The organism is Streptomyces sp. NBC_01716 (assembly GCF_036248275.1).
Lineage (GTDB): Bacteria > Actinomycetota > Actinomycetes > Streptomycetales > Streptomycetaceae > Streptomyces.
Map to the genome: position 1 here is coordinate 2,864,904 of NZ_CP109181.1, position 23,169 is coordinate 2,888,072.

The 23,169-nt window shown below is 71.6% G+C and carries 16 protein-coding genes; 3 read left to right on the forward strand and 13 right to left on the reverse strand.

The annotated features are described in order from the left end of the window. Positions 1–9 precede the first annotated feature (9 nt). The 4 genes from OIE74_RS12270 to OIE74_RS12285 all read right to left on the reverse strand — a co-directional run bounded on the left by OIE74_RS12270 (position 10) and on the right by OIE74_RS12285 (position 3,573). Complete coding sequence (locus tag OIE74_RS12270; protein WP_329381923.1) at positions 10–333, reverse strand: hypothetical protein; 324 nt, start codon at positions 331–333, stop codon at positions 10–12. Next, the gene (locus OIE74_RS12275; protein WP_189111563.1) at positions 330–698 is read right to left on the reverse strand and encodes a WhiB family transcriptional regulator; all 369 of its coding nucleotides are present in this window, start codon (positions 696–698) and stop codon (positions 330–332) included. Before OIE74_RS12275 ends, OIE74_RS12270 begins: the two co-directional genes overlap by 4 nt. A gap of 172 nt (positions 699–870) precedes the next feature. After that, positions 871–1,179 carry a hypothetical protein gene (locus tag OIE74_RS12280; protein ID WP_384201194.1) on the reverse strand — a complete coding sequence of 103 codons (309 nt, stop codon included), beginning with the start codon at positions 1,177–1,179 and terminating at the stop codon, positions 871–873. A 192-nt stretch (positions 1,180–1,371) separates the two neighbouring features. Beyond that, positions 1,372–3,573, reverse strand: coding sequence for an ATP-dependent DNA helicase UvrD2 (locus tag OIE74_RS12285; protein WP_329381933.1), 2,202 nt, complete (start codon positions 3,571–3,573; stop codon positions 1,372–1,374). A gap of 150 nt (positions 3,574–3,723) precedes the next feature. Between OIE74_RS12285 and OIE74_RS12290 the strand changes: the two genes are divergently transcribed. Beyond that, positions 3,724–3,966 carry a mycoredoxin gene (locus tag OIE74_RS12290; protein ID WP_023538817.1) on the forward strand — a complete coding sequence of 81 codons (243 nt, stop codon included), beginning with the start codon at positions 3,724–3,726 and terminating at the stop codon, positions 3,964–3,966. Between the two features lie 70 nt (positions 3,967–4,036). On the opposite strand, the gene nudC is transcribed toward OIE74_RS12290, so the two are convergent. The 6 genes from nudC to OIE74_RS12320 form a co-directional block, all read right to left on the reverse strand. Further along, complete coding sequence (nudC, locus tag OIE74_RS12295; RefSeq protein ID WP_329381936.1) at positions 4,037–4,987, reverse strand: NAD(+) diphosphatase; 951 nt, start codon at positions 4,985–4,987, stop codon at positions 4,037–4,039. A gap of 37 nt (positions 4,988–5,024) precedes the next feature. Further along, complete coding sequence (locus OIE74_RS12300; protein ID WP_329381939.1) at positions 5,025–6,431, reverse strand: dipeptidase; 1,407 nt, start codon at positions 6,429–6,431, stop codon at positions 5,025–5,027. A 9-nt stretch (positions 6,432–6,440) separates the two neighbouring features. Next, entirely contained in the window at positions 6,441–10,031 is a 3,591-nt protein-coding gene (locus tag OIE74_RS12305) for an ATP-dependent DNA helicase (protein WP_329381942.1), read from the reverse strand. 76 nt (positions 10,032–10,107) lie between these two features. Beyond that, positions 10,108–10,983: a hypothetical protein gene (locus OIE74_RS12310; RefSeq protein ID WP_329381945.1), complete on the reverse strand. Its 876-nt coding sequence runs from the start codon at positions 10,981–10,983 to the stop codon at positions 10,108–10,110. A gap of 122 nt (positions 10,984–11,105) precedes the next feature. After that, positions 11,106–14,513, reverse strand: a complete 3,408-nt coding sequence (locus OIE74_RS12315) for an ATP-dependent helicase (RefSeq protein WP_329381947.1) — start codon at positions 14,511–14,513, stop codon at positions 11,106–11,108. A 221-nt stretch (positions 14,514–14,734) separates the two neighbouring features. Next, positions 14,735–15,145: an MGMT family protein gene (locus OIE74_RS12320; RefSeq protein ID WP_443076091.1), complete on the reverse strand. Its 411-nt coding sequence runs from the start codon at positions 15,143–15,145 to the stop codon at positions 14,735–14,737. A gap of 206 nt (positions 15,146–15,351) precedes the next feature. On the opposite strand from OIE74_RS12320, the gene OIE74_RS12325 reads away from it, so the two are divergent. Both OIE74_RS12325 and OIE74_RS12330 read left to right on the forward strand, forming a co-directional pair. Further along, positions 15,352–18,165, forward strand: coding sequence for a lysylphosphatidylglycerol synthase domain-containing protein (locus OIE74_RS12325; RefSeq protein ID WP_329381949.1), 2,814 nt, complete (start codon positions 15,352–15,354; stop codon positions 18,163–18,165). Positions 18,166–18,284: 119 nt separating this feature from the next. Beyond that, positions 18,285–19,943, forward strand: a complete 1,659-nt coding sequence (locus tag OIE74_RS12330) for an alpha/beta hydrolase (RefSeq protein WP_443076347.1) — start codon at positions 18,285–18,287, stop codon at positions 19,941–19,943. Between the two features lie 129 nt (positions 19,944–20,072). Here the strand turns inward: OIE74_RS12330 and moeZ are convergent, their stop codons facing one another. From moeZ to OIE74_RS12345, 3 genes are all read right to left on the reverse strand, one after another. Beyond that, on the reverse strand, positions 20,073–21,251 hold the full coding sequence (gene moeZ, locus OIE74_RS12335) for an adenylyltransferase/sulfurtransferase MoeZ (protein WP_329381955.1): 1,179 nt from the start codon (positions 21,249–21,251) through the stop codon (positions 20,073–20,075). A gap of 71 nt (positions 21,252–21,322) precedes the next feature. Further along, entirely contained in the window at positions 21,323–22,084 is a 762-nt protein-coding gene (locus tag OIE74_RS12340) for a spherulation-specific family 4 protein (protein WP_329381958.1), read from the reverse strand. Beyond that, positions 22,072–23,052 (reverse strand): NAD-dependent epimerase/dehydratase family protein, encoded by a 981-nt coding sequence (locus OIE74_RS12345; protein WP_329381960.1) that lies wholly within the window; start codon positions 23,050–23,052, stop codon positions 22,072–22,074. The genes OIE74_RS12340 and OIE74_RS12345 overlap by 13 nt, the downstream gene beginning before the upstream one ends. Between the last annotated feature and the right edge of the window lie 117 nt (positions 23,053–23,169).

The following is a 23,169-nucleotide window of genomic DNA, read 5'->3' on the forward strand; positions in this document are numbered from 1 at the left end:
CGCTGGCGGTCAGTTCATGACCGCCATGGCCAGCGCACGGCGGGCGCGCATCGATACGCGCTCGGCCCGGCGCTGCATCCGCCGAGCGGCGACCAGGCGCACGGCCTGGCGTTCCGCGTCGGCTTCACGCAGGCGCTCGGTCATATGCGCGCGTGCAAGGGCTTCTGGGATGAGTTGCATCTCGCGGTTCCTGTTCTGACGCGATTCGCTCGCGCCGGTGGTACTGACAGCTGAAGTGGCGGAGCCGGACGGCTCTCGCAGGGAAGAGGTCATCGGGGCCTGCTTCTTGGGATCGTGCGTGACGGGGCGATCGACGGTGCCGGTGGCGTTCATGCCGCGACCGGGTTCTTGCGCGGGCGGCCACGGGGCCGCTTGCGAGCGACGACCACACCCTGGATGAAGAGCTCGCCGCCCCAGACACCCCACGGCTCACGCCGCTCCTTGGCACCGGCGAGGCAGGCCTCGACCAGCGGGCAGGTGCGGCAGAGGGACTTGGCGTACTCGACGTCGGCCGGGGACTCCGCGAAGAAGACCTCCGGGTCGTAGGCACGGCAGGGAACGGGTACGCCGAGGTTCTCGATGGCGTCGTCGAGCGCGGTGAGCGCGGTCAGCGGGGTCAAGGTGGAGTCCTCCGTGATGCCGGGCTGGGTGATCGTTTCGGAAGGCGGTACGGACGGGGCGTGCGCTTCGAGTTGCACGGTGGTGTCTTCCTCGTCTGGTCGGTCCGGCCTGTTGGCCAGGTGTCGGCTGGTACCGGGTGGTACTTCTCCCGAGGCCCCTTCACTCCGCCCGTCCCGTTCGGGACAAACAGAAGGGCCGCGGATCCCGGGTGGGGTTCCGCGGCCCTGAAGGCGCCGGCCTGATCTTGAATCAGGCTGGATCACTCCAGGGTTCAGGCCCACGGATGGCCCACATCGTGTGGTGCTGCTTCGTCTGCTTCGTCAATTCGGCACCGGCTGCCGCGAACGCATAGGCCTTTGCCTCTGCCGCTGCTACTTCTGCCGCCAGTGCCTTGCTCGGTCGCTCATTGCCGCCCGTGACAGGAAGAGCCACGGGGTTGGTCCGGCCGGCGCCGAAGCCCGACAGACCGGTGGCGGCGAACGAAGATCCATCACTGGCCAGCAGTCCAGGACGCAGAACGTCGAGAGAGCATGCGGAGACGACCGAGAGATCGGTCATTTTGGCGGTGCTGACGAAGTCGCTGTTGATGCTGATCACTGGAATCGCCTCCTCTCGGCGTATCGAAATCCGGATACCACTTCGGACAAGTAGAGCACGGGGACGGGGCTTCGGAGAAGCCCGCCGTTCCGTGGTTAAGAACCTATGGTGATTCGCGGGGCGCGCGCAAACTATTTTCTCGACGAGTTTGTATCAGCTCTCCTCGTCCTCCCCAACAAGCTCGTCACCTGCGCAGATGGCCAGAACATCGGCTCCGAACCGCTCCAGCTTGCGACCTCCGACGCCGGAGATCCGGGACAGCTCGCCGTCGTCGCCCGGCACGGCCTCGGCGATGGCCATCAGCGTCTTGTCGGTGAACACGCAGTACGCGGGCTGGCCCAGCTGCTTCGCCTGGTCGGAGCGCCACTCGCGCAGCCGTTCGTACAGCCCCTCGTCCATGTCCGAGGGGCAGCCCTCACAGCGCATCAGCTTCATCTCGCCCGCGTCCGTCAGGGTCGTGCCACAGACGCGGCACAGCACCGGGCCGCGCCGCTTGCGCCGGCCGCCGCGGTCGGCCGCGCCGCCCGCCGCCGCTCCGGCGCCCCGCGTCCCCGGGGCCGACGAGCCCGGCCGCAGGCCGCTCAGGAAGCGGGTGGGACGCCGGGATGCCCTGCCGCCCGGGGCCCTGGAGAGCGCCCACGACAGCGAGATGTGCAGGCGGGCACGGGTGACCCCGACGTAGAGGAGCCTGCGCTCCTCCTCGACCTGTTCGTCGGTCTTGGCGTACGTGATCGGCATCATGCCCTCGGTCAGCCCGACCAGGAACACCGCGTCCCACTCCAGGCCCTTGGCCGAGTGGAGGGAGGCGAGGGTGACTCCCTGGACGGTCGGGGCGTGCTGGGCGGCGGCGCGCTCGTCCAGCTCGGCCACCAGATCGCCGAGGGTCGACTCCGGCCTGGCCCGTGCGAAGTCCTCGGCGAGACGCACGAGGGCGGCCAGCGACTCCCAGCGGTCGCGGACGGCGCCCGAGCCCGTGGGAGGTTCGGTGGTCCAGCCCTTGGTGGAGAGCACCGCCCGCACCTGGGACGGCAGATCCACGATGTCGTCCAGCAGGGAGTCGTTGCCCCCGAAGCGGGCCGCGCCGCGCAGGGCGGCCCCTGCCTCCCGTACCTCCTGGCGCTCGAAGAACCGCTCGGCGCCCCGGAGTTGGTAGGGCACCCCGGCGTCGGCGAGCGCCTGTTCGTAGACCTCCGACTGGGCGTTGATCCGGTACAGCACGGCGATCTCGCCGGCCGGGACGCCCGCCGCGATCAGGTCGCGGACCCGGCGGGCGGTGCCCTCGGCCTCGGCGGGCTCGTCCGCGTACTCCGTGTAGAGGGGCTCGGGGCCCGCGTCGCGCTGCGAGATCAGTTCGAGCCGGTGTTCGGCGGCGCGGCCCCTGGCTTGATTCAGCAGGCCGTTGGCCAGGTGCACGACCTGGGGAGTGGAGCGGTAGTCACGGACCAGCTTCACCATCGTCGCGTTGGGGTGGCGCGTGCGGAAGTTCAGCAGATGGTCCGGGGTCGCGCCGGTGAAGGAGTAGATCGTCTGGCTGGCGTCGCCGACGACGCAGAGACTCTCCCGGTCGCCCATCCACAGGTCGAGGAGCCGCTGCTGGAGCGGGCTCACGTCCTGGTACTCGTCCACCACGAAGTGCTGGTACTGACCGCGGATCTGGTCGGCGATGTCGTGCCGGTCCTGGAGGATGCCGACCGTGAGCAGCAGGACGTCCTCGAAGTCGATGACCGACCTGTCTCGTTTCAGCTGCTCGTACATCGCGTAGATCTGGCCGATTTCCGCCGGATCGCGCGGGGCGTCGCGGTGGGACTTGGCGACGGCGGCCGGATAGTCGGCGGGCACGGTCTGGGTGACCTTGGCCCACTCGATCTCGCTGGTGACATCCCTCAGCTCGTTCCGGTCCAGCCGGACCCGGCAGCGGGCCGCCGACTCCGCGACCAGCTGGACCTTGCGCTCCAGCAGCCGGGGCAGCTCGCCACCGACCACCTTGGGCCAGAAGTACTGGAGCTGGCGCAGCGCCGCCGAGTGGAACGTACGCGCCTGGACGCCGCCCGCGCCCAGCTGGCGCAGGCGCCCGCGCATCTCCCCCGCGGCCCGGTTGGTGAAGGTCACGGCCAGGACGCTGGCGGGCTGGAGGATCCCGGCCCGCACGCCGTACGCGATCCGGTGGGTGATCGCGCGCGTCTTGCCCGTGCCGGCACCGGCCAGCACACAGACCGGTCCGTGCAGTGCCGTCGCGACCTCGCGCTGCTCGGGGTCGAGCCCTTCGAGCACCGCGTCGGCGTCGCGAGGCGGGGCCACGAACTGGCTGCCGTCGGAGTCCTGCGGGAAGAGTGAGGAGTGCGTTGCTGCTGTCACCCCGCCATGCTGCCAGGTCCCGTGAGGCTGGTGCTGCACTTGTCCACAGGGGAGTCACGTTGGTCGTACAAGTGCGGGAATGGTGACCAGGTCACGTACGTTCATCTGTCTGCGAAGACATTCGAGCCTGCCAGAGGAGCGCGAGAAGACATGCCGGGGACTGTGACGATGTACAGCACCACATGGTGCGGATACTGCCGTCGGCTCAAGGGCCAGATGGACCGCGAAGGCATCGCGTACACCGAGATCAACATCGAGCAGGACCCGGATTCGGCCGCGTTCGTCGAGAAGGCGAACGGCGGCAATCAGACAGTCCCGACCTTGCTCTTCGACGACGGTTCGACGCTGACGAACCCGTCCCTCGCGCAGGTCAAGCAGAAGGTCGGCGCCTGAGCCCACGGGCCGGGCACGACCGATGGCGCAGGAGCCCCCGCCGGCCGGCGGGGGCTCCTGCGCGTGCCGGTCAGTTCAGCGGCTTCGGCAGCGGCTTTCCGTACCAGAGTTCCGTCAGCCGTGCCGCGATCGAGATGCCCGACGGCGGGAGGACATCGCCCGACTCGATCGCGATCCGCAGGTCGTCGCGGGAGAACCAGCGCGCCTCCTGGATCTCGTCGCCGTCCACGGTGATCTCGGAGGACGTGGCACGGGCCATGAAGCCCAGCATCAGGCTGGAGGGGAACGGCCAGGGCTGACTCGCGACGTACTCGACCTCGCCGACCGTGACGCCCGCCTCCTCGAACACCTCGCGCGCCACGGACTGTTCGATCGACTCACCGGGCTCCACGAAACCCGCGAGCGTCGAGAACCGGCCCTCCGGCCAGTGCACCTGACGGCCGAGGAGCGCGCGGTCCTGTTCGTCGGTGACGAGCATGATCACGGCGGGGTCGGTACGCGGGTAGTGCTCGGCGCCGCATGCCGGACAGCGGCGGATGTGGCCCGCCGCCGCGATCACCGTGCGCTCGCCGCAGCGCGAGCAGAAGCGGTGCAGCCGCTGCCAGTTCTCCAGCGCCACCGCGTGGACCATCAGGCCCGCGTCGCGCGGGGACAGCAGCAGCCCGGCCTCGCGCAGCCCCGCCGCGCGCGCCGACTGGTCCATGCGGCCCGGCAGCGTGTCCTTCTGGAGAGCGAAGTAGCTGACTCCGTCCTCGTCGGTACCGAGGAAGTAGCGGTGGGTCTCGGTGAGGGGCGCCTCGAAGGAGGGCGTCATGACGAGTTCGGTGCGGCCGTCCGGGGTGTCGTCTATCAGCACCTGGCCGCCGGAGACGACGAAGACCCGCGTGGTGGGGTGGCTCCAGGCCGCGGCCAGCCACGCCTCGTCGAGGCGGTGGTGGGCGGCACGGTCGATGCCGCTGTCGGAGGCGAGGACGATCGGCCGGTCTGCGGCGGTTTCTCCGCCGCTGGTGGTGGTGCTCACTGGTACTTCCAACTCCCCCGGATGGATGGGTGTCTGTTCAGCGGAGAGCGGCGGCGAGATCGCTCCAGAGGTAGGCGGTCGTCTCCACGCCCTTCAGTAGAAGGTCGATCTCGACCTTCTCGTCGGGCGCGTGCCAGCCGTCGGACGGTACGGAGACGCCGAGGAACAGGACGGGAGCGCCGAGCACGTCCCGCAGGTCGGCGGCGGGTCCCGAGCCGCCCTCGCGGGTGAAGCGGATCTTCTGGTCGAAGGCACGGTCCATGGCCCGTACGACCGACCGGAGCGCGGGATGGTCGAGCGGGGTCAGACAGGGGCGGGTGGCCGCGCCGAAGGTGGTCTTGTGGCGGATTCCGGCCGGGATCCTGGCATCGATCCACTCGGTCACGGCGCGCTCGACCCGGTCCGGATCCTGGCCGGCGACCAGCCGGAACGAGAGCTTCAGCCGGGCCGACGACGGGATGATCGTCTTCCCGCCCGGACCCTGGTAGCCGCCGCCCATGCCGTTGACCTCGGCGGTGGGGCGGGCCCAGACGCGCTCCAGGGTGGAGTAGCCGGCCTCGCCGAGCGTGCCGTGCGACTTGGCCGTACGCAGCCACGCGGCCTCGTCGAAGGGCAGCTCGGCGATGAGGGCGCGCTCGGCGCCGGTGAGCGGCGTGATGCCGTCGTAGAAGCCGGGCACGGTCACCCGCTCGTCCTCGTCGTGCAGCGCGGCCACGAGGCGGGCGGCGACGGTGACCGGGTTGGGTACGGCGCCTCCGAAGGAGCCGGAGTGGATGTCCTGGTCGGGGCCGTACAGCTCGATCTCGCACTCGGCGAGGCCGCGCATCCCGGTGCAGACGGTGGGGGTGTCCTCGGACCACATGCCGGTGTCGGAGACGATCACGACGTCGGCGGCGAGGCGGTCCGCGCGCTGCTCCACGAGCGCGCGGAAGTGCGGCGAACCGGACTCCTCCTCGCCCTCGACGAGCAGTTTCAGATGCACGGCGGGGGTGGTGCGCCCGGTGGCCGCGAGATGGGCGCGGACGCCGAGTGTGTGGAAGAACACCTGCCCCTTGTCGTCGGCGGCGCCACGCCCGTACAGCCGGCCGTCCTGGACGACCGGCTCGAAGGGGTCGGTGCGCCAGCCGTCCACACGGGCCGCGGGCTGTACGTCGTGGTGGCCGTAGACGAGCACGACCGGGGCGTCCGGGTCGTCGGACGGCCACTCGGCGAAGACGGCGGGGGCGCCGGGGGTCTCCCAGACCTCCGCGACCGGGAAGCCGGTAGCGCGCAGTTTCGCCGCGAGCCAGTCGGCGCTGCGCCGTACGTCCGCGTCGTGGTCCGGCTGCGCCGAGACGGACGGGATACGCAGCCACTCGGCGAGGTCGTCGAGGAAGGCCGCCCGGTGGGACCGGATGTAGTCACGGGTGTGCGTACGGACGGCGCTGTCCGGGGTCTCGCTCATACGTCGAGCCTATCCGGCTCCGGGGGCGGTCTCGTCTGCCGTTCGCTGTTCGGGACGCGCTCGCGGCGGGTGGTCGTCGCCGTGAAGGAGGAGGCGTTCCAGTCCGGTCCGGCCGGGCAGTCCCTCGGGTCGTACCGCCTCGCCGCTTCGCACGTACAGGAAGGTGGCCGTGACCGCGTCGGGTGGCAGGCCGTGCTGCTCGGCCCAGGCCAGGCGGTAGATCGCGAGCTGGAGCGGGTCGGCCGTACGGCCCCGGCCGGTCTTCCAGTCGACGATCTCGTACGTGACGGTGTCCGTCAGCGGGTCGACGTCCCGGTACACGGCGTCGATACGGCCCCGAATGACGCGGCCGGCGAGGGTGAGCTGGAACGGCACCTCGACGCGGTACGGCGTGCGCCGGGCGTACGGAGTGCGGTCGAAGGCCTCCTTGAGGGCGGCCAGGTCGCGTTCGTCAGCGATCTCCGGCTCGTCGTCGGCGCCACCGGGCAGCTCGTCGGGGCCGAGCATCGGGAGCGGCAGTTCGTCGAAGCGCGACTCCACCCAGGCGTGGAACCGGGTGCCGCGGCGCGCGGCGCGGTGCGGCGGGCGGGGCATGGGGCGGGCCAACTCCTGGGCGAAGCCGTCGGGGTCGGCGGCGAGGCGCAGGAGTTGGGAGGCGGAGAGCGACGGCGGTACGGGGACGTCACGGACGCGTGCGCGGGCGCGCAGCAACTCGCCGGAGAGGGCATCGAGGTCGCGGTCCCAGGAGGCGAGGGTGCGGGTCTCCTCGGGAGTGAGGCGCGTCTGGGGGGCGTCGGCCGGGGGGCGCGGGGCGGGCAGGTGCGCCGGGCGCGCGCCATCCGCCGGACGCTCCGGAGCCTCCAAGTGGTCCGAGTGGTCCGGGGCTTGTGGACGGTCGCGTCCCGGCTCCCAGGTGTCCCAGTCCGCGAGATCGTCGTGCTCCCGCTCGTCTTCCCACTCGTCGGGGCCGTCGAGTTCGTCCAGGCCGTCGTACGCGTCGTCATACGCGTCATCCGGCGGCGGCGCGTCCTCCTCCGGAGGTGGCGCGTCATCGAAAGGCACCGGTTCCTCGTACGGCGTCCCGCCCGCCCAGGGCGTCGCCGCCGGCGCGTCCATGTGCGCCAGGACCGTGTCCGCGGCCGTACGGCGCCGGGCCAGGGAGTCCGGGTCCAGCGGGAGCGGCCAGGCCGTCGCCTTGTCCGCCGCGAGCAGCGCGGGGTTCTCCTCGGTCTCCGGCGGCTCGTCGGCCCACACCTCGATCTCGCCGAAGCCCGCCGCGCAGTGGTCGTGCAGGGCCCGCAGGAAGTCCGAGGGGCCCCGGGCGCGCTTCTGGGCCGGCCCCCACCAGTGGCCCGAGCCCAGCAGCAGGGAGCGGGGACGGGTGAACGTCACGTAGCCGAGGCGCAGTTCCTCCGTGTGCTGGTGCGCGCGCATCTCGTCCTTGAACGCCTTCAGGCCCCTGGCGTCCCACTCCGGCACGTCCGGGAGCGTCGGGGCGTCGCCGCGCAGGGCATGCGGCAGGACCTTCGACTGGGACGTCCAGGCCTCCCGCGCCCTGCTGTTGGGGAACTGTCCGGTGACGAGGCCGGGGACGGCCACGACGTCCCACTCAAGTCCTTTGGACTTGTGCGCGGTGAGGACCTTCACTGTGTTCTCGCCGCCCGGCAGGGCGTTGTCGAGACCCTTCTCGTACTGCGCCGCCGTCCGCAGGAAGGCGAGGAAGGCGAGAAGCGTGGCGTCCCCGTCGAGCGCGGCGAAGGAGGCCGCCGTGTCGAGGAAGTTGCTGAGCGTCTCGCGCCGTCGCGCGGCCAGGGCGTGCGGCGACGCCGCGAGTTCGACCTCCAGTCCTGTGGTGGCGAGCACCCGGTGCAGGACGTCCATCAGCGGGTCGGCCAGCGAGCGCCGCAGATCGCGCAGTTCGGCCGCGAGCCGGGCGAAACGCACGCGCGCGGCGGCGGAGAAGGGAAGGCCGTCGTCCTTGCCGCCGGCCGACTCCAGGAAGGTGTCGAGCGCGTCGGCGAGCGATATCACCTCGGCGGGGTCGGTACCCTCGACCGCCGCGGCGAGCCGTTCGTCGGCGTCCTCGTCGACGGACGAGCCGTCGGCACGGTGCACCAGCAGCCGGGCGCGACGGCCGAGGAGCGCCAGATCGCGGGCGCCGATACGCCAGCGCGGCCCGGTGAGCAGCCGTACCAAGGAGGCGTTGGCACCCGGGTCCTGAAGGACCTCGCACATCGCCACGAGGTCGGCGACCTCGGGGAGATGGAGCAGCCCGGAGAGGCCGACGACCTCGACCGGCACATCGCGGGCGACGAGCGCGCTCTGGATCTGGGCGAAGTCACCGGCGGTGCGGCACAGTACGGCGATCTCGGCGGGCTCCTTGCCCGTACGCACCAGATGGGCGATGGAGTCGGCGAGCCAGTCCAGCTCCTCGGCATGGGTACGGAGGAGGGCGCAGCGCACGATGCCGTCGCGTTCGGCGCCGGGTGCGGGCCGCAGCGCCTCCACGCCCTCGTGCATGGCGCGCAGCGGCGCCGCGAGTCCGTTGGCGAGGTCGAGCAGCCGGCCACCGCTGCGGCGGTTCTCACTGAGCGAGAAGCGGCCGGCCGGGGTGCCGTCGGCGCCCGGGAAGTGGGAGGGGAAGTCGTCCAGGTTGGCGACGGAGGCGCCGCGCCAGCCGTAGATCGCCTGGCAGGGGTCGCCGACGGCCGTCACGGCGTGGCCGGTGCCGGAGCCGAAGAGGCCCGAAAGGAGGAGGCGTTGGGCGACCGATGTGTCCTGGTACTCGTCGAGCAGCACCACGCGGAACTCGTCGCGCAGGATGCGGCCGACCTCGGGCCGGGTGAGGGCCAGTTGGGCCGAGAGCGCGATCTGATCGCCGAAGTCGAGCAGATCGCGATCGCTCTTGGCCGCGCGGTAGCGCCCCACCAGATCGAGCAGTTCGCGGCGGGCGGAGACGGTCTCGGGCACCTTGCGCAGGTCGGCGTTGCTGAGCCGGACACCTTCGAGGGTGCGCAGCAGTTCGCTGTCGTACGAGGCGAGTTCGCCGGTCGGGACGAGATGCTCCGCCAGCTCGGCGTCGAGCGCCAGCAGATCGCCGACCAGGGCGGGGAACGATCGTGTCAGGGAGGGATACGGGCCGGGGGCCTCCCTGAGCACCCGCGCGGCGAGCTGGAAGCGTGTGGCGTCGGCCAGCAGCCGGGCGGTCGGCTCAAGCCCAATCCGCAGGCCGTGGTCGGTGAGGAGCTGTCCGGCGAACGCGTGGTATGTGGAGATGCGCGGCTCGCCCGGAGGGTTGTCCGGGTCGAGCAGGTCGGGGTCGGTCACCCCGGCCCGTACGAGCGCCTTGCGGACCCGCTCGGCCAGCTCGCCCGCGGCCTTGTTGGTGAACGTGAGGCCGAGGACCTGCCCGGGGGCGACCTGGCCGCTGCCCACGAGCCACACCACGCGCGCCGCCATCACCGTCGTCTTGCCCGAGCCCGCCCCTGCGACGATCACCTGCGGTGCGGGCGGGGCGATGATGCACGCCGTCTGCTCCGGGGTGAACGGGATGCCGAGGAGTTCGTTGAGCTGCGCGGGGTCGGTGATACGTGCGGACACTTCAGAGAGGCTATCGGGGACCACTGACAGGCGGACGCCGGGCGGATCGGACGGGTTGCCGGTGGTCCCCGCGGCCTCAGGCGGTGGGCGGGTTCGCCGCTCCCCGGATGTCCTGCAGGTCCACGGTGTCACCGGCGGGCGGCACCGTGGCCTTGACGGGCACGCCGAAGTCGCCGAAGAGGACCGTGCCCGGGGCCTGGCCGCCCTCGCTGACGGCCTTCAGCAGATACGGCGCCCCCTCGGCCGCCACGAAGGTCGTCTGGGTCCTGCCGCCCTCCCGCTTCACCAGCGTCACCGCCTTTCGGCCGTCGACCTCGGCGGCGTCGCCTCTGGTCAGACCCTTGGTGTCGGCGGTGTTCAGGGTGCCGAGCATCGCGTCCAGATCGCACGCGCCGCCCAGCGCCCGCGCGGGGGAGTTCCCGCTCGCCGGAATCTTGAGCCACTTGCCACTGAGCAGCTGCACCAGCTCGTCGGCGCGGCCGGGGTCGGGGCTCTCCGCGTTCGGATCGTTCCCGCCGGAGGCGAGTGACCGCCAGAACTCGTCGTCGCCCTTGACGTACGTGACGCCGTTCACCACGGCGAACTCCGCCTCGCTGTCGTCCCGGCGCAGACCCCCCGCGCAGGTGCCCTTGTTGTCCAGGGAGAAGTCGACCTTGAGGCGCCTGCCGTTCTCCGTGCCCTCCGCCGTCAGCCGCAGGGACTTCGCGCCCTTGGTCGCCGTCACCGCCTTACGGGCGATCTGCGCGGCGCTCATCCCGGCGAAGGGGTCGCCCGTCGTCGCTTCCGTCGACGGCGCGGCCACCTGCTTCGCGGCCCCCGCCTCCTTCTCGGCCGCGCCCTCCGCCCCCTTGGTGGCACCTCCGGTGGAACAGCCCACCACACCTGCCACCGTGATCGCGCTCAGCAGCGCCGGCATCAGGAACTTCCGCTTGATCGCGTCGATCGCGGTCATCTGTCGTCTCCTCGCACATCTGGCACGTCTGGCACTCCGTGCCTGGGTGCCGTTCCCTTTCCGGCCGCGCGAGGAGTCGCGAAGGGTGCATGTGCACGAGGGGATTCATCCGGGAGGGGCACTCACTCCACGATCTGCTGCCCCTCCGGCCGCGCGCTGCACGACGCGCGGAAGGAGCAGTGCTCGCAGTGCCGGCCGGTGCTCGGTGTGAAGCGCTCGTCCAGTACGCGCCCGGCCGCCGTGGCGAGCAGATCGCCGACCCACTCCCCCGCGAGCGGCTCCTGCGCCTGGATCTTGGGCAGCGCCTCACCGCCCTCCTTCCTGGCCGCCGCCTGCCGCAGTTGTACGAGTTCGGCGCCGCCCGGCTCCGGCCGGTGTCCGTCGAAGACGTCGTCCACCGCGCCCTCCCCCACCGCGAGCTGGTACACCGCGAGCTGGGGGTGGTGCGCGACCTCCTCCTTGGTAGGAGCCGCTTTGCCGGTCTTGAAGTCGACGACGTAGGCGCGCCCTTGGGCGTCCCGCTCCACACGGTCCATGGAGCCCCGGATCCGTACCTCGTACGCGCCCGCCTCAAGGGTGACGTCGAAGGCGTGCTCGGTGGCCGCGGGTGTGCGCCCGGCGCGGTCCATCACATGCCAGCGCAGGAAACGCTCCAGCGCCACGCGCGCGTGCTTCTTCTCCTGCTGGGACTTCCAGGGTGCGTCGAAGGCGAGCGCGTCCCAGACGGAGTCGAGGCGCTCCATGAGGACGGCGAGGTCGGCGGGAGTACGGCCGGAGGCCACCTCGTCGGCCAGGACGTGGACGACGTTGCCGAAGCCCTGGGCCGCGGTGGACAGTTCGTCCGCCTTGACCTCGCGGCCCAGGAACCACTGGAGCGAACAGGTGTTGGCGAGCTGGTCCAGCGCGCTGCCGGAGAGCGCGACGGGCTGGTCCCGGTCGCGCAGGGGGACGGCGCTGTGCGTCGGCTCGTACAGGCCCCACCAGCGGTGCGGATGGGCGGCCGGCACGAGCGGCTGGCCCTCCTCGTCGCTGAGCGCGGCGAGCCGGGCGAGCCGGCGGGCCGCCGCGTCGCGCAGTGCGGGCGTCGCGTGAGGGTCGACGGTCGTGGCGCGCAGCTCGGCCACGAGCGCGGCGACGGCGAGGGGACGGCGGGGGCGGCCGGTGACGTCCCTGGGCTCGACGCCCAGTTCGGTGAGGAAGCGCGACGGCTGGTCGCCGTCGTCGGCGGGCGCCTTGACCGCCGTGACGACGAGCCGTTCGCGGGCGCGGGTCGCCGCCACGTAGAAGAGGCGTCGCTCCTCTGTAAGGAGGGCGCCGGGAGTGAGGGGCTCGGCCAGCCCGTCGCGGCCGATTCTGTCCGCCTCCAGAAGAGAGCCGCGCCGCCGGAGGTCGGGCCACAGTCCCTCCTGCACTCCGGCTACGACGACGAGCCGCCACTCCAGCCCCTTGGAACGGTGCGCGGTCATGAGACGGACGGCGTCCGGTCGTACGGCTCGGCCGCTGAGCGTGTCGGCGGCGATGTCCTGCGCGTCGATCTCCTCAAGGAAGTTGAGGGCGCCGCGCCCGCCGGTGCGCTCCTCGGCCCGTGCGGCGGCGTCGAACAGGGCGCATACGGCGTCGAGGTCCCGGTCGGCGTTACGGCCGGCGGCCCCGCCGCGCTGGGCCGACCGCTCAAGCCTGCCGGGCCAGGGGGTGCCGTCCCACAGCTCCCACAGCGCCTCCTCGGCCGTGCCGCCGCCCGCCAGCAGATCACGGGCCTTGGAGAGCAGCGCGCCGAGGCGCTGGGCGCCGCGCGCGTGGGCGGGGTCGTGCGTGACGAGCCGCTGCGGTTCGGCGAGGGCGCGGGCCAGGAGGGTGTCGGAGGGGGGCGGTACGCGGTTGCCGGCGGCCCGTTCCTCGTCGCGCAGGGCCCGGCCGAGACGGCGGAGGTCGGCGGCGTCCATGCCGCCGAGGGGCGAGGTGAGCAGCGCGAGCGCGGTCTCGGCGTCGAGCCAGTCGCCCTCGACCGCAGTCCCGGCCCCGGCCCCCGCCCTGGTGTCGGTGTCGGTGTCGGTCTCGGTGCCGGCGCGCTCCTCCTCGGTCCCGACGGCCGGCTCCGCGCCGGTCTCCGTCCCGATCTCTCCGTACGCCGGCCGGATCGCCGCCGTCGCGACCGCGCGCAGCGCCGTCAGCAGCGGGGCCACCGCCGGTTCGTGACGCAGCGGCACATCGTCGCCGTCGATCTCCAGGGGTACGCCGGCCGAGGTCAGGGCCCTCCGTACGGAGGGGATGGTCCGGCCACCGGCCCGTACCAGCACCGCCATCTCGCGCCATGGCACGCCCTCTTCAAGATGCGCGCGGCGCAGGATGTCCGCGACGTTCTCCAGCTCGGTGGAGGCCGTCGGATAGGTGTACGTCTCGACCCGGCCGCCCTCGCGGACCGCCGCCGGCTCGCGGTGTGCCCGTACCTTCCCGGCCGGCAGCCTGTTCAGCGGCATCCGGCGGGTCAGCAGCCGGGTCGCGGCCAGCAGCCCCGCGCCCGAGCGCCGGGAGGTCGTCAGGACCCGCACCGGGGCCGGGCTGCCGTCGGCGCGCGGGAAGGCGTCCGGGAAGTCGAGGATGCCGTTCACGTCGGCGCCCCGGAACGCGTAGATCGACTGGTCCGGGTCGCCGAACGCGACGAGCGTGCGGCCGTTCCCGGCGAGCGCCCTGAGCAGTCTGACCTGCGCCGGGTCGGTGTCCTGGTACTCGTCGACGAACACCGCGTCGTACTGCTCGGCCAGCCGCCCGGCGACCTCGGGCCGCTCCGCGAGCAGTACGGCCCGGTGGACCAGTTCGGCGTAGTCGAGCACCCCCCGCATGTCCAGGACGTCGAGGTACTCGGCGAGGAAGGAGGCGGCGGCCGTCCAGTCGGGGCGGCCCCCGCGCCGCGCGAAGACGTCCAGGGAGTCCGGGCCGAGCCCCAGCTCACGGCTGCGGGCGAGCACCGCGCGCACCTCGTCGGCGAAGCCGCGCGTAGTGAGGCAGGCCCGCAGTTCGTCGGGCCAGCGGATGTGCGCCCGCCCCTCGCGTTCCAGATCGAGCTGGCCGGTGAGCAGTTCCCGTACGGCGACGTCCTGCTCGGGTCCCGAGAGCAGTCGTAGCGGTTCGGTGAAGAGGTCGGCCTCCTGGTGGGCGCGGATCAGCGCGTAACAGAATGAGTGGAACGTGGTCGCTTGCGGCCCCCGCGCACCGCCGAGCCTGACCGCCGTACGGTCGCGTAGTTCGACCGCCGCCTTGCGGCTGAAGGTGAGGACGAGCATCCGTTCCGGATCGACGCCCCGCGCGACCCGCGCGGCGACGCTCTCGACGAGCGTGGTCGTCTTCCCCGTGCCCGGACCTGCGAGAACGAGCAGCGGTCCACGATCGTGGTCAACCACAGGGCGCTGTGCTGCGTCCAGCACAGGAGGATCCACCGGGACCGGCGGTGTACGCACCAGTCGGTACGCGGCGGAGGTCCGCTGCCGTACCCGACGGTGCGGGATACGCCCGGTGGAAGAGAAGGAGCTCACGTGGATCGCCGGTCCTGGAGGGGGTGCTGGTGGTGACGGGGCTTTCTGGGGTGTGTGTGCCGCGAGCTGACGAGGCTACGCCGAGGGGCGGCGCGGATGCGGCGGGTCCGCCCGATGATCTAGTGGCCGTCGCGCGCGGCACGGTGGCCGCGCCTCGTCATCCGTACGGACCTCAGCAGACACGCGGGATCTCCCGCCGCGGGGCGAAATGTCAGAAGCTGTCAGATGTGAGCAGCATCGCCCGTATCAGGGTCTGTTTCCGGCGGCCGGCCGTCCCATCGCGCCCGTTTCATATCGAGGCGCGGCAGATGACCTTCGGCGGCGCGCGAGGCCTCCCGCAGTGGAGTGCCCTCCTCGCGGTAGTGGGCCAGCGCCCGCAGCTCATGACCGGCCAGCAGCACACCGTCCGAGCGGACCACGCGCCACCAGGGCACGGCCCCGCCGTACAGCGCCATCGCGCGGCCGACCTGCCGGGGACCGCCCTCGCCCAGCCACTCGGCGACGTCGCCGTACGCCATCACCCGGCCCGGCGGGATCAGGTCGGCGACGTCGAGCACCCGCTCCGCGTACTCGGGCAGCTCTCCGGGGACCTCGTCGGGTTCGCCCGGCTTGTCGGGCTCGTCGCTCCTCATCCGCCCCATCCTGCCCCACGGCACCGACAGTCCGCCCGGTGTGCGGCCCCGCCCCGGCGGTACGCGCGCGGGCCGTGGGAGGACCGACGCGGTGTTCCCCAATGCACCCTGATACCCCCCTCTGTCACCCTGGCGTGCCACCATCGTCCAGGCGGTGACAGGTGATACGAGATCAAGAAGACACGGATTCGACGAAGGAGCAGGGCGTGCAGCCTCCGACGGTGGCAGGCACCCCTGACGCCGAACCGCGCCCCGAGGCCCGCCCGGAACAGGCCCCCGACAGCGGTACGGAGACCAAGGCCGGCAGCCACGCCCGTAACGGAAGCTCCGGCACCAGCGCGGGCCACGACAGCGGCGACGGCACGAACGCCGGCACCGGCGACGGCAAGGGGGACGACGGGAAGGACGTCCCGCCCGGCAGCCACGCCGACCCGCTCTCCGGGGACGAACCGCTGCTCGCCGCCCGCGTGCACCGCCCTTCCGACCTGCTGCGCCTGCTCATCGGCGTCCTCGCCATCGCCGTCGTCATCGCCCTCTCCGCCTTCGCCCACGGCACCACGTCCGGTCTCGAACAGGACATCAGCAAGGGCACCGGCCAGGCCCCCGACCTGCTCGTCAAGGTCGCCGGGCTGATCTCCAGCATCGCCGTGCTGCTCGTCCCGGTCGCCTTCGCGATCGAACGGCTGATCAAACGCGACGGCCTGCGGATCGCGGACGGCGTACTCGCGGCCGTCCTCGCGCACGGCGTCACGCTCGCCACCGATCTCTGGGTGGCCCGCGCGGCGCCCGGATCCATCCAGGACGCGCTCACGCGCGCGCAGCCCGGCGAAGGGCTCACCGACCCGGTACACGGCTATCTCGCGCCCGTCATCGCCTATATGACCGCCGTGGGGATGGCCCGCAGACCCCGCTGGCGCGTCGTGCTGTGGGTGGTGCTGCTGCTCGACGCCTTCGCGATGCTGGTCGCGGGCTACACCACACCGTTCTCGATCATCCTCACCGTGCTGATCGGCTGGACCGTCGCGTACGGCACGCTCTACACGGTCGGCTCGCCCAACGTACGGCCCACGGGCCAGACGCTGATGGCGGGTCTTCGCCATGTGGGTTTCCGTCCCGTCAGCGCGATGCGCGCCGAGCCGGACGAGACCGGCGAGACGGCCGAGCAGGGGGAACGGGGCCGCCGCTATCTGGTGACCCTCGACGAGGGCCCACCACTGGACGTCACGGTCGTCGACCGCGAACAGCAGGCGCAGGGCTTCTTCTACCGGGTCTGGCGCCAGCTCACCCTGCGCTCCATCACCACCCGCCGCTCGATCCCCTCCCTGCGCCAGGCGCTGGAACAGGAAGCGCTCCTCGCGTACGCCGCCATCGCCGCCGGCGCCAACGCCCCCAAACTGATCGCCACCTCCGAACTCGGTCCCGACGCCGTCATCCTCGTGTACGAGCACATGGGCGGCCGTTCCCTGGACTCGCTGTCGGACGACGAGATCACCGACGACCTGGTCCGCGGCGCCTGGGAACAGGTCAAGGCGCTCCAGTCGCGCCGGATCGCCCACCGCAGGCTCACCGGCGACGCGCTGCTGGTCGACGAGGACGGCAAGGTGATCGTCACGGATCTGCGCGGCGGTGAGATCGCCGCGGGCGACGTGGTGCTGCGGATGGACATCGCGCAGCTCCTCACCACCGTCTCCCTGCGGATCGGCGCCGAACGCGCGGTGGCGACCGCGGTGGACGTCCTCGGTCCCGACACGGTCGCCGACTGTCTGCCGCTGCTCCAGCCGATCGCGCTCAGCCGGTCCACGCGCACGACACTGCGCCGGCTCGCCCGTGAGCGGTCCCAGCGCGAGCGCGACGCGGTACTGCGCGCGTCGGAGGCGGCCAGGCACGCCCGTACGACGGACATGCCGGAGGCGAGCACCGACGCCGAGCGCAAGGCCGCCCGGCGGTCGCTGCGCGCGGAGAAGCAGGCCGAGAAGAAGGCGATGGACGACGCGCTCGACGAGGTGCGCGAGGAGGATCTGCTCTCCCAGATCCGCGGACAGGTCCTGCTGATCAGACCGCAGGCACCGGTCGAGCCGGTCCGTCTGGAGCGCATCAGACCGCGCACGCTCGTCAGCATCATCGCCGGTGCGATCGCCGCGTACTTCCTGCTCTCGCAGCTCGCCGGCATCGACTTCGGCAATGTCTTCGGCCGCACGCACTGGGGCTGGGTGGCCGCCGCGGTCCTGTTCTCCAGCCTCAGCTATCTCGCCGCCGCGATGAGCCTGCTGGGCTTCGTACCGGAGCGCGTGAGCTTCCTTAAGACGGTCGTCGCGCAGGTCGCCGGGTCCTTCGTCAAGATCGTCGCCCCGGCGGCGGTCGGCGGGGTGGCACTCAACACCCGCTTCCTGCAACGCTCGGGCGTACGCCCAGGGCTCGCCGTGGCCAGCGTCGGCGCCTCACAGCTGTTCGGTCTCGGCGCGCACATCCTGCTGCTGCTCGCGTTCGGCTATCTCACCGGTACGGAGAAGACGACCTCGCTCACGCCGTCGAGGACGGTCATCGCCGGGCTGCTGACCGTCGCCGTGCTGGTGCTGGTCGTCACCGCCATCCCGTTCCTCAGGAAGTTCGTGGTGACCCGGCTGCGCTCGCTGTTCGCGGGCGTGGTGCCGCGCATGCTGGACGTGCTCCAGCGGCCGATGAAGCTCGTCACGGGCATCGGCGGGATGCTGCTGCTGACCGGTCTGTTCGTGATGTGCCTGGACGCGTCGATCCGGGCCTTCGACGACGGCAATCAGCAGCTGAGTTACGCGAGCCTCGCCGTGGTGTTCCTCGCCGGCAACGCGCTGGGGTCGGCGGCGCCGACGCCTGGCGGTGTGGGCGCCGTCGAGGGCGCGCTGACGATCGGTCTGATCGCGACGGGCGTTCCCAAGGAGGTCGCGGCGCCGGCGGTGCTGCTGTACCGGATGATGACCCTGTGGCTGCCGGTGCTGCCCGGGTGGATCTGCTTCAACCATCTGACGCGCAAGGGAGCTCTCTGACGCCGTTCCGGGAGCCCCCTCGGCCTCCTCCGAGGGGGCTCCCGGAGCGGCGGTCACCACCCGGCTGGCCCCCGGGCCGCGCGCGGCTCCCAGGCACGAAGCACCATGGGGGGATGCCGATGCCCTTCTTCTCCGCTTCCCTCGCACCGGCCCGGCGCCGCCGCCGGGCGCTGACCGCTGCCACGGCCGTCACCGTCGCCACGCTGCTGGCCGCCGCCGGATGCTCCGACTCCGGCGGTGGCGGCAGCGGCCAGGCGGGGCAGAACAGCCAGAACGACCAGGACGGTCAGAGCAGGACCGGCAAGGGCGACAAGACCGCCCCGCCCGCGGACCTGACGTCCCAGAAACTGGACTGGAAGGGCTGCCCGACCCCGTCGGCGGCCGAGGGCGGCGGTACGGCTCCGTCGCCGCTGCCCGGCGGCACCAAGTGGGAGTGCGCCACCATGGCCGCGCCGCTCAACTACGCGAAGCCCAAGGGCGCCACCATCGATCTGGCCCTGATCCGGGCGAAGTCCAGCGACCCCGACAAGCGCATCGGCTCCCTCGTCTTCAACTTCGGCGGGCCCGGCGGCTCCGGTGTGACCGGACTGCCCTCCTTCGGCAAGGACTACGAGAAGCTGCGCACCCGCTACGACCTGGTCAGCTTCGACCCGCGCGGCGTCGGCCGCAGCGAGCCCGTCGAGTGCAAGAACGACAAGCAGCTCGACGCGTACTACGCGGGGGACATGACCCCGGACGACAGCGCCGAGGAGAAGTCGTACGTCGCCGGCCTCAAGTGGTACGCGGGCGGCTGCGAGCGCGACTCCGGCAAGGAACTCCCGTACGTCGGCACCGTCAACGCCGCACGCGACATGGACCTGATGCGCCAGGTCCTCGGGGACGACAAGCTCAACTACTTCGGCATCTCGTACGGCACCGAGCTGGGCGGCGTCTACGCGCATCTGTTCCCGAAGTCCGTGGGCCACGCCGTCTTCGACGCCGTCGTGGACCCGACCGAGGGCGCCGAACAGGGCTCGCTCGGCCAGGCCGAGGGCTTCCAGCTCGCCCTCACCAACTTCGCGAAGGACTGTGTGAGCCGGGGCGACGCGTGCCAGCTGCCGGGCAGCACCCCGAAGGAGATCGAGAACTTCATCGTGGAGCTTCAGGACCGGCTCGACAAGAAGCCGATCAACGGCCTGGGGAGCCGGCGGCTCACCGAGACCCAGGCCACCAACGGCATTGCCCAGGCGCTCTATTCGAAGGAGTTCTGGCCGCTGCTGGAACAGGGTCTGGCCGAGGCCGACGGCGGTAGCGGCGCGCTGCTGCTCGTCCTGTCGGACGCGATGAACGGCCGCAACGAGAAGGGCCAGTACAGCAACATCCAGGCGGCCAACGCCGCGGTCAACTGCGTGGACTCCAAGGAGCGCTTCACGCTCGCGCAGACGAAGGCGAAGATCCCCGAATTCCGTCAGGCGTCGCCGGTCTTCGGCGAGTTCCTCGGCTGGGGTCTGCTGGGCTGCTCCGAGTGGCCGGTGCCCGGCGCGTCGGACAAGACCGATGTCAGCGCGCCGGGTTCGGCCCCGATCCTGGTCATCGGCAACACCGGTGACCCGGCGACGCCGTTCGCGGGCGCGCAGGCGATGGCGAAGGCGCTCGGCAAGGGCGTCGGGGTCGAGCTGGTGTACGAGGGTCAGGGGCACGGCTCGTACAACAGCGGCAGCAAGTGCGTGCAGAACGCCGTCAACGGCTATCTGCTCGACAACAAGGTGCCGAAGAACGGGACGGTCTGCCGGCAGTGACCGCGCGCGCGGGGGGCTCGAAGCTCGCCCGCATACGTCCCGCGTGCGTCAGTCCCGCATACGTAAGGAGGCCGGTTCACGAGATACGTGGACCGGCCTCCCGGTGGATATGTCACGCGGCGGATCAACTCAGTAGATCGGCTTCTCCGGCTCGATCTGGTTGACCCAGCCCACCACTCCGCCGCCGACGTGCACGGCGTCGGCGAAGCCCGCGGACTTCAGCACTGCCAGCACTTCCGCACTGCGGACACCCGTCTTGCAGTTCAAGACGATCTTCTTGTCCTGCGGCAGATCCTGGAGCGCGTTCCCCATCAGGAACTCGTTCTTGGGGACCAGCCTGGCGCCCGGGATGGAGACGATCTCGAACTCGTTCGGCTCCCGCACATCGATGAGCTCGATGTTCTCGCCGTCGTCGATCCACTCCTTGAGCTGCTTGGGAGTGATCGTCGAACCGGCCGCCGCCACCTGCGCCTCCTCGGACACGACGCCGCAGAAGGCCTCGTAGTCGATGAGCTCGGTGACGGTCGGGTTCTCACCGCAGACCGCGCAGTCCGGGTCCTTGCGGACCTTGACCTGGCGGTACTGCATCTCCAGCGCGTCGTAGATCATCAGCCGGCCGACCAGCGGCTCGCCGATGCCCGCGAGGAGCTTGATCGCCTCGTTGACCTGGATGGACCCGATCGACGCGCACAGCACGCCGAGGACGCCGCCCTCGGCGCAGCTCGGCACCATGCCGGGCGGCGGCGGCTCCGGGTAGAGGCAGCGGTAGCAGGGACCGTGCTCGGACCAGAAGACGCTCGCCTGACCGTCGAAGCGGTAGATCGAGCCCCATACGTACGGCTTGCCCAGCAGCACACACGCGTCGTTGACCAGATAGCGGGTGGCGAAGTTGTCCGTGCCGTCCACGATCAGGTCGTACTGGGAGAAGATCTCCATGACGTTCTCGGACTCCAGCCGCTCCTCGTGAAGGACGACCTTCACCAGAGGGTTGATGCCGAGGACGGAATCACGTGCGGACGCGGCCTTCGAGCGGCCGATGTCCGCCTGGCTGTGGATGATCTGCCGCTGGAGATTCGACTCGTCGACCTCGTCGAACTCCACGATGCCGAGCGTTCCGACACCGGCCGCGGCCAGATACATGAGCGCGGGCGAGCCGAGCCCGCCGGCGCCCACGACGAGCACCTTCGCGTTCTTCAGCCGCTTCTGCCCGTCCATCCCGACGTCCGGGATGATCAGATGACGGGAGTACCTGCGGACCTCGTCGACGGTGAGCTCGGCAGCGGGCTCGACCAGGGGTGGCAGCGACACAGGGACCTCAACAGGGGATTGGTCGGTTGGTCAGTACGTTTGTTCCTCCAGTAACACTGCCACGCGCCTTCTCATTCCGAGACACCCGGTCCGATCTGCGAGACGATTTCGTCCCAGTAGCCGGGCAGAGCCGCGAATGGGCTGATCTGTCCGGTTCGCTCGTCGTGATCGCCGCGGTCGGTGAAGAAGATCGTCCCCGCCCCCTGCCAGCGCGCGATCCGCATCGCCTCGTCCAGATGGCTGCGGGGCACCCCGTACACGAGATGCGCGAAGCGCTCGGGCGGATGGTCCGCCGTCCACTCGGGAACCTGTGACCAGCGGTAGTCCGTCCACGGTCCGCGGAAGGTGACCAACTGGTCGGCGATGTCGGCGTATCCGTCGTACGGATGCGTCCCGTGGCCGAGGACCAGATGTCCGCCGGGCGCGACCGTGTCCAGCGTCGCCGCCGTGAGCCTGACGTCGGGCAGGTACGAGGCTTGCGCCGGACACCGGTCCAGATAGAAGCCGTCGACGCGGTACCAGTCGTGGAAGTCGTGCGCCTCGGTGATGAGTTCGCCGAAGCTCCGGGCACCGTACGCGAGATCGAGATGCCCGAGCACGCGCACGCCCGCGTTCCTGAGCCGGCCCGCGGCCTCCAGACAGTGCGGGTCCGGCATACTCCCTGGCCCCTCCGCGACGTTGAGCACGGCCCAGTGCAACGGCGTTCCCGGGCGGGTCAGTTCGGCCCACTCGACCTGGGCGAGCAGCGGATGCGCGTAACCGGGGACGCCGAAGCCGAGTCCGGCGGCGCCGGTGGCCGACCGGCTGCTGCCCGCGGTCGTCAGATGCGACATGCCGCCTCCATCCAGATGTCGGCGAGCGACTCCTCCAGGTTGATACGGGGCCGCCAGCCGAGCCGGTCGCGCGCGGTGCGGACGTCGGCCTGCTGCCAGCCGCCGCAGCCGTCGGGGTACGGGAACGGGCCGGCGCCCAGTTGCTCCGACGGGTGCTCGCCGCGCTGCGGGCCGAGGGTGGCGTGCCCGAGCGCGGGGCGCTGCGGGCCGGTGGGAGCGTCCAGCTCGTGCAGGGCGCCGCCGTATCCGGCGACCCTCGCGAGGATGGCCGCGGCGTCCCTGAGCCGGACCGCGCGACCCGTACCGATGTTGACGACGCCCTGGGCGGCGGAGAGCGAGGCGGCGTGCACGGCGCGGGCCACGTCGCGTACGTCGACGAAGTCGCGCTGCACGCCGAGTCCGCCGAGCTTCAGCTCGCCGTCGCCGGACTGCATGGCGCGGCGCATCGCCTCGGCGAGCCGGCCGAGGGGGGAGCCCGCGGGCGTCCCCGGCCCGACGGGTGAGAAGACCCGGAGCACGACGGCGTCGAGCCCGGCGCCGAGCACCAGTTCGCTGGCGGCCAGCTTGCTCACTCCGTACGGACCGCCGGGCCGGGGCATCGCGTCCTCGGCGGTGGACGAGCCCGGCTGGGAGGGCCCGTACTCGGACGAGCAGCCGAGCTGGACGAGCCGGGCGCCGCATCCGCTGCGGCGCAGGGCCTCGCAGACGGTCGCGACGGCGACGGTGTTGTGCCGGGTGAGATCGCGGGCGCCGCCCCGGGTGGCGCCGGCGCAGTTGATGACGACTCCGGGGTGGACGGCGTCGAGGAAGCGGGTGAGGGCCCCGGGACTCCCCCCGGCGAGGTCGAACCGTACGTCGGCGTCGTCGCCGCGGCCGAGTGCGGTCAGATGCACGGCCGGGTCGGCGAGCAGCCGGTCGGCGACGAACCGCCCGAGGAATCCGTTGGCACCGAGCAGCAGGACCCTCATCGCGCCGCCCCTTGCTTCCGACGCGCCGGTGCTGGGGGTTGAGGGGTCATGTTCTGTCGTCTCCTTAGAGGTGTTGCCGTGTGCTTCGGGTTACGCCCGCGGCGTCGGCTCCGCGGG

Coding starts and splice junctions, on each gene's coding strand:
- OIE74_RS12290 (WP_023538817.1), top strand. CDS start 3,724: ATGCCGGGGACTGTGACGATGTACAGCACCACATGGTGCGGATACTGC.
- OIE74_RS12270 (WP_329381923.1), bottom strand. CDS start 333: ATGAACGCCACCGGCACCGTCGATCGCCCCGTCACGCACGATCCCAAG.
- OIE74_RS12320 (WP_443076091.1), bottom strand. CDS start 15,145: ATGAGGAGCGACGAGCCCGACAAGCCGGGCGAACCCGACGAGGTCCCC.
- OIE74_RS12280 (WP_384201194.1), bottom strand. CDS start 1,179: ATGACCGATCTCTCGGTCGTCTCCGCATGCTCTCTCGACGTTCTGCGT.
- OIE74_RS12300 (WP_329381939.1), bottom strand. CDS start 6,431: ATGAGCGAGACCCCGGACAGCGCCGTCCGTACGCACACCCGTGACTAC.
- OIE74_RS12330 (WP_443076347.1), top strand. CDS start 18,285: ATGCCCTTCTTCTCCGCTTCCCTCGCACCGGCCCGGCGCCGCCGCCGG.
- OIE74_RS12310 (WP_329381945.1), bottom strand. CDS start 10,983: ATGACCGCGATCGACGCGATCAAGCGGAAGTTCCTGATGCCGGCGCTG.
- OIE74_RS12345 (WP_329381960.1), bottom strand. CDS start 23,052: ATGAGGGTCCTGCTGCTCGGTGCCAACGGATTCCTCGGGCGGTTCGTC.
- OIE74_RS12340 (WP_329381958.1), bottom strand. CDS start 22,084: ATGTCGCATCTGACGACCGCGGGCAGCAGCCGGTCGGCCACCGGCGCC.